We start from the raw sequence: 5,664 nt of genomic DNA on the forward strand, positions 1-5,664 counted from the left end.
TGGGGGCGGAGCCCCCAGGGGCCTCAGGCCACGTGGTCCTCGGCGATCCGCATCGCGACCCGCTCCAGGATCGGCCCCGCGTCCGCGATGCACGTGGCCACGTCCGGCTCGACGGAGGTCAGGGGGTAGGCCCGGGAGATCCCGGCCCGCAGCAGCGCCTCCGCCGGCAGGGCCAGCCGACCGCACACCGCGACCACGGTCCGCCCCGCGGCCCGCGCCGCCGCGGCCACCCCCGCCGGCGCCTTCCCGTGCAGCGTCTGCTCGTCCAGCGAGCCCTCACCGGTGATCACCAGCGAGGCCCGCTCCAGGGCGGGCGCGAAGCCCAGGACGTCGAGCATGACCTCGATACCGGGACGGAACCGCGCGCCGAGCAGCAACGCGCCGTAGCCGATGCCGCCGGCGGCCCCCGCGCCCGGCGACGCCGCGTACTCAGCGGCCCGCGGCCCGGCCTCCGCCTCCAGCACCTTCGCGAAGTGGGCCAGCGCCGCGTCCAGCGTCGCCACGTCGTCCGGAGAGGCGCCCTTCTGCGGGCCGTACACCGCCGGCGCGCCCTTCGGCCCGGTCAGCGGATTGTCGACATCGCTGGCCAGCACCAGTTCGACCGAGGACAGCCGGGGGTCGAGGCCGGAGAGGTCCGCCCGGGCGAGTCCGGCGAGTCCACCGCCGCCCGGCGGCACCGGCTCCCCCTCCTCGGTCAGGAACCGCGCGCCCAGCGCGGACAGCATGCCCGCGCCGCCGTCCGTCGTGGCGCTGCCGCCGACGCCGAACACGATCGTGCGCGCGCCCGCGTCCAGCGCGGCGCGCAGCAGCTCCCCGGAGCCGTACGTGGAGGCCGTGAGGGGCGCGAAGACGCCGGCCGGGAGCCGCTGGAGTCCGCTGGCCTCGGCCATCTCCACCACCGCGGTGCCGTCGCGCAGCGCGAACGCGGCCGTGACCTCCTGCCCGAGCGGCCCGGCGACCCGTACCTCCCGGCGTTCGAAGCCGGCCGCGACCGCCGCGTCCACGGTCCCGTCGCCGCCGTCGGCCACGGGCAGCGCCTCGACCCGGAGGTCCGGCACGACCCGGCGCAGCCCGGCCGTCACCCGCTCGGCGACCTGTACGGCCGTCAGCGAGCCCTTGAACTTGTCCGCGGCGATGAGCACCCGACGGGTCTCGTTCACTGCAGCGTCCGCCACCTTGTTCCCCTTGCTCTCCGGGCCCCGCGCACGTCGGGGCCAGTCGCGCCGCTGTGACGATAACCGCAGGACACCCCTGCCGTCATGCCCCGCCCGAACCCTGGGAAGCCGCTGGGAGGCGGCCGGGCAAAGTGGGTACCCCCCTGCCATGAGCACCCAGCGCACCGGACCGGACCTCGCCGACCGCATCCACGGCGGCTGGCTCGGCCGGATCGCGGGCAACATGCTCGGCAAGCCGGTCGAGCAGGGCGAGGTGTGGACCCGTGAGCGCATCGACCGCTATCTGCGGCAGGCCGCCGCACTGCCGCTCACCGACTACCTGCCCGAGCCCGCCGACCCGGCCGAGGCCGCCGTGCTGCGCCCGGAGTGGCGCTGTTGCGTGCGCGGCCGGATTCACGGCAGCTGCCGGGACGACGACATCGACTACGCGATCCTCGGCCTGCATCTGCTGGAGACCCACGGCTTCGGCTTCAGCACCGAGCAGGTCGGCGACCTGTGGCTGCTCAGCCTGCCGTACCTGCAGACGTTCACGGCGGAACGGGCCGCGTACCGCAACCTCGCGAACGGGCTGAAGCCGCCGCTGACGGCGACGTACGACAACCCGTACCAGGAGTGGATCGGCGCGCTGATCCGCGCCGACGTCTACGGCTGGACCTGCCCCGGGGATCCGGTGCGGGCCGCCGGTCTGGCCCGCCGGGACGCGGTGCTCTCGCACACCGGCAACGGCGTCTACGGCGCCATGTGGGCCGCCGCGCTGATCTCGGCGGCCTTCACCGCCCCGACCGTCCGGGAGGCCCTGGACACCGCGCTCTCGGTGATCCCGGCGAGCAGCCGGCTGGCCCGGACCGTGCGGCGGGTCGCGTCCCTGCACGAGACGCGGCTGCCCTGGGAGGAGACCCTGGCCACGGTGACCGAGGAGACCGCCGGGCTCGGCTGGATCCACACGGTCCCGAACGCCGCCGTCCTCGCCGCCGGGCTGCTGTACGGCGACGGTGACTTCACCCGGACCATCGCCCTGACCGTGCGCGGCGGCCTGGACACCGACTCCAACGGGGCGACGGCCGGCTCGGTGGCCGGCGTCCGCGCCGGGGCGGACGCCATCCCGGCCCGGTGGCGGGACCCGCTCCAGGACACGGTGCGCAGTGCGGTGTTCGGGTTCGACGGCGTACGGATCAGTGCGCTGGCCGAACGCACCCTGCGCCTGGCGACGAGCGGGTCGTGACCGCCGGCCGGCTGGTTACCCTTCCCCAATGACCACCACGCCAGATTTCGCCACGTACATCGCGAGCCTGCCCCGCGTCCTCGCCGGTGCCGCCGCGCTCTTCCGGGACGACGAGGGGCGGGTGCTGCTCGTCGAGCCCAACTACCGGGAGGGTTGGGCGCTCCCGGGCGGGACCATCGAGTCCGACGACGGGGAGACACCGCGCCAGGGCGCCCGCCGGGAGACGCTGGAGGAGATCGGTCTCGACCGGGAACTGGGCCGGCTGCTGGCCGTGGACTGGGTGCACGGCACGGGCCGGCCGCCGCTGGTGGCGTACCTGTACGACGGCGGTGTCCTGACCGAGACCGACCTGAAGGCGATCCGTCTCCAGGAGGAGGAGCTGCTGTCCTGGCGGCTGGTCGCCCGGGAGGACCTCACCGCGCATCTGCCGGGCGCGCTGGGCCGCCGGGTGCTGGCCGCCCTGGACGTGCTCGCGGCCGGGTCGCACACGGCGGAGCTGGAGAACGGCCACCGCGTGGCGTGAGGGCTCAGCCCTCCTGGTCGCGGGGCTTGCCGTCCAGCTCGCGCAGCGCCTCGTCCCGGGCGGCGATCCGGGCCTCCGCCCGGTGTCCGCGCTCGATGTAGTCGCGGACGACCAGTTCGACGGCGTCCTGCGGACTGCCCACGCCCGCGAGCACCATGACCTCCACGACGAGCTGGGCGTCGAGCGAGACAGTCACCTTGGCCATGCCGGGAAGCTAGCACGGGCGCGCCGTTCCGGGACCCGGCTTTATCCACTCGCGGCGGCCCCGGTGCCCGCCCTACCCTCGGTGCCATGGCCAAGCCGCTCGTCGCCCTGCTCAGCGGGGCCGGTATCTCCACCGACTCCGGCATCCCGGACTACCGCGGGCCCAACGGGCTGTGGCGGCGCGATCCGGAGGCCGAGAAGCTCGTGACGTACGCCTCTTACATGGCGGACCCGGAGATCCGGCGCCGGTCCTGGCAGATGCGCCGCAAGAACCGCACCCTCCAGGCCGAGCCGAACGCGGCGCACCGGGCCGTCGCCGAGCTGGAGAGGTCCGGGGTCCCGGTCCGGGTCATCACCCAGAACGTGGACGGGCTGCACCAGCTCGCCGGGCTGCCCGCCCGCAAGGTCCTCGAACTCCACGGCAGCGCCCGCAGTGTCGTCTGCACGCGGTGCCACGCCCGCGGCCCCATGGAGGACGCCCTCGCCCGGGTCGAGGCCGGCGAGGACGACCCGCCGTGCCTGGAGTGCGGCGGCATCCTGAAGTCGGCGACGGTGATGTTCGGCGAGCGGCTGGACCCGGTGGTCCTCGGCGAGGCCGTGGCCATCACCAAGGCCTGCCAGGTGTTCATCGCCGTCGGCAGCAGCCTCCAGGTGCAGCCCGCCGCCGGTCTGGTCGGCGTCGCCGCCGACCACGGCGCCCGGGTCGTCATCGTGAACGCCGAGCCGACGCCCTACGACGACCGGGCCGACGAGGTCGTCCGCGAACCGATCGGCACCGCGCTGCCCGTGCTGCTGGGCCGGCTGGCCGCGGAGACGGGCGCGTAACGGAGCCTGCGCGGGCGGGGCGGGGGCGGTCAGAACAGGGAGCTTCCCCGTTCGAAGTCCAGCAGGCGGCGCTTGCGCTCCAGGCCGCCGCCGTAGCCGGTGAGGCCGCCGCCGGCGCCGATGACGCGGTGGCAGGGCACGATGATGCCGATCGGGTTCCGGCCGTTGGCGAGACCGACCGCGCGGGAGGCCTTGGGGTTGCCGAGGGCGTCGGCGAGCTGGCCGTAGGAGCGGGTCTCGCCGTACGGGATCCGGGTCAGCTGCTCCCAGACGCTGCGCTGGAACGGGGTGCCGTGCAGGCGCAGTTCCAGCGTGAACTCCTTCAGCTCGCCCGCGAAGTAGGCCGCGAGCTGCTCCTCGGCCTCCGCGAAGGGGGCGTCGTCGAGCGTGCCGAAGGTCTCCTCCGACGGGCGGTGGCGCTGGTCGGTCATGTAGAGGCCGCACAGGACGCCGTCGTCGGCGACGAGCGTGAGCGGGCCGTAGGGGCTGTCGATGACGGTGTGCTGTTTCACTGAACGTCCTCACACGGGCAGGAAGTTGATCGGGTGGCTGTCGGTCGCCCACAGATACTGCACCGCGTACGCCCGCCAGGGCCGCCAGTTCGCCGCACGGGCGGTGAGCGCGGCCGGGGTGGACGGCAGCCCGAGTTCCTTCGCGGCGCGCCGGATGCCGAGGTCGGTGGGGAGGAACGCGTCGGGATCGCCCAGGGCGCGCATGGCGATGACGTCCACCGTCCACGGTCCGAAGCCGGGCAGCTCCAGCAGCCGGGCCCGGGCCTCGGCCCAGTCGGCCTCCACCCCCAGGTGCAGATCGCCGTCGGCGAGCCGGCGGACGAGGGTGGTGAAGGTGGTGCGCCGGGTGCGGGGCATCGCCAGGGTCTCGGGGTCGAGGCCGGCGAGCGCCTCGGGGGACGGGAAGAGGTGGGTGAGGCCGCCCTCGGGGTCGTCCAGGGGTTTGCCGTGCGCGGTGACCAGGCGGGCCGCGTGGGTGCGGGCGGCGGCCGTGGAGACCTGCTGCCCGAGGACGGCCCGCACGGCGAACTCGGCCTCGTCGACCGTGCGCGGCACCCGGCGGCCGGGGCCCTGGTCGACCAGCGGTGCGAGCAGCGGATCGGCGCGCAGCCGTTCGTCGACGGCGACCGGGTCGGCGTCCAGGTCGAGCAGGCGGCGGCAGCGGCTGATGGCCACGGTCAGGTCGCGCAGGTCGCTCAGGGTGAGTCGGCAGGCGATGTGGTCGGGGCGGGGGGCGAGCGCGACGATGCCGTGCCCGTACGGCAGCCGGAGCGTGCGCCGGTAGGCGCCGTCCCGCCACTCCTCGACGCCGGGTACGGCGGTGGCGGCGAGGTGGCCGAAGAGGTTGGACGGGTTGAGCGGGGCGCGGAACGGCAGCCGCAGGGCGAGCGCGCCGGGGGTGCCCGCGCCGCTCCTGGGCGCGCGGGCGCGCAGCTCGCTCGGGGAGAGGGCGAAGACCTCGCGGACGGTGTCGTTGAAGGTGCGGATGGAGGAGAAGCCGGCCGCGAACGCGACCTCCGCCATGGGCAGCGCCGTGGTCTCGACGAGCAGCCGCGCGGTCTGGGCGCGCTGGGCGCGGGCCAGCGCGAGGGGGCCGGCACCCAGCTCGGCGAGCAGCTGCCGCTCCACCTGCCGGGTGCTGTAGCCGAGCCGGGCGGCGAGCCCGGGCACGCCCTCGCGGTCCACGACGCCGTCGGCGATCAG

The 5,664-nt window shown here is 75.1% G+C and carries 7 protein-coding genes; 3 read left to right on the forward strand and 4 right to left on the reverse strand.

Annotation, left to right across the window (positions count from 1 at the left end):
• Positions 1–23 precede the first annotated feature (23 nt).
• Positions 24–1,160 (reverse strand): glycerate kinase, encoded by a 1,137-nt coding sequence (locus tag CCN44_RS09800; RefSeq protein ID WP_086697388.1) that lies wholly within the window; start codon positions 1,158–1,160, stop codon positions 24–26.
• A 163-nt stretch (positions 1,161–1,323) separates the two neighbouring features.
• Here CCN44_RS09800 and CCN44_RS09805 point away from each other — a divergent pair, with 163 nt between their 5' ends.
• Together CCN44_RS09805 and CCN44_RS09810 are read left to right on the forward strand one after the other, a co-directional pair.
• The gene (locus tag CCN44_RS09805) at positions 1,324–2,397 is read left to right on the forward strand and encodes an ADP-ribosylglycohydrolase family protein (protein ID WP_086697389.1); all 1,074 of its coding nucleotides are present in this window, start codon (positions 1,324–1,326) and stop codon (positions 2,395–2,397) included.
• A 28-nt stretch (positions 2,398–2,425) separates the two neighbouring features.
• Positions 2,426–2,920 carry an NUDIX domain-containing protein gene (locus tag CCN44_RS09810; protein ID WP_059254182.1) on the forward strand — a complete coding sequence of 165 codons (495 nt, stop codon included), beginning with the start codon at positions 2,426–2,428 and terminating at the stop codon, positions 2,918–2,920.
• 4 nt (positions 2,921–2,924) lie between these two features.
• On the opposite strand, the gene CCN44_RS09815 is transcribed toward CCN44_RS09810, so the two are convergent.
• Entirely contained in the window at positions 2,925–3,125 is a 201-nt protein-coding gene (locus CCN44_RS09815; protein WP_059254180.1) for a type II toxin-antitoxin system VapB family antitoxin, read from the reverse strand.
• An 86-nt stretch (positions 3,126–3,211) separates the two neighbouring features.
• Between CCN44_RS09815 and CCN44_RS09820 the strand changes: the two genes are divergently transcribed.
• Positions 3,212–3,949 carry an SIR2 family NAD-dependent protein deacylase gene (locus CCN44_RS09820; RefSeq protein WP_059254178.1) on the forward strand — a complete coding sequence of 246 codons (738 nt, stop codon included), beginning with the start codon at positions 3,212–3,214 and terminating at the stop codon, positions 3,947–3,949.
• 29 nt (positions 3,950–3,978) lie between these two features.
• Here the strand turns inward: CCN44_RS09820 and CCN44_RS09825 are convergent, their stop codons facing one another.
• Complete coding sequence (locus CCN44_RS09825) at positions 3,979–4,461, reverse strand: methylated-DNA--[protein]-cysteine S-methyltransferase (RefSeq protein WP_059254176.1); 483 nt, start codon at positions 4,459–4,461, stop codon at positions 3,979–3,981.
• 9 nt (positions 4,462–4,470) lie between these two features.
• Positions 4,471–5,664, reverse strand: a 1,194-nt coding sequence (locus CCN44_RS09830; RefSeq protein WP_086697390.1) for a DNA-3-methyladenine glycosylase 2, incomplete at its 5' end; no start/stop codon positions are given.

This window comes from Streptomyces tricolor, assembly GCF_002155905.1.
Lineage (GTDB): Bacteria > Actinomycetota > Actinomycetes > Streptomycetales > Streptomycetaceae > Streptomyces > Streptomyces tricolor.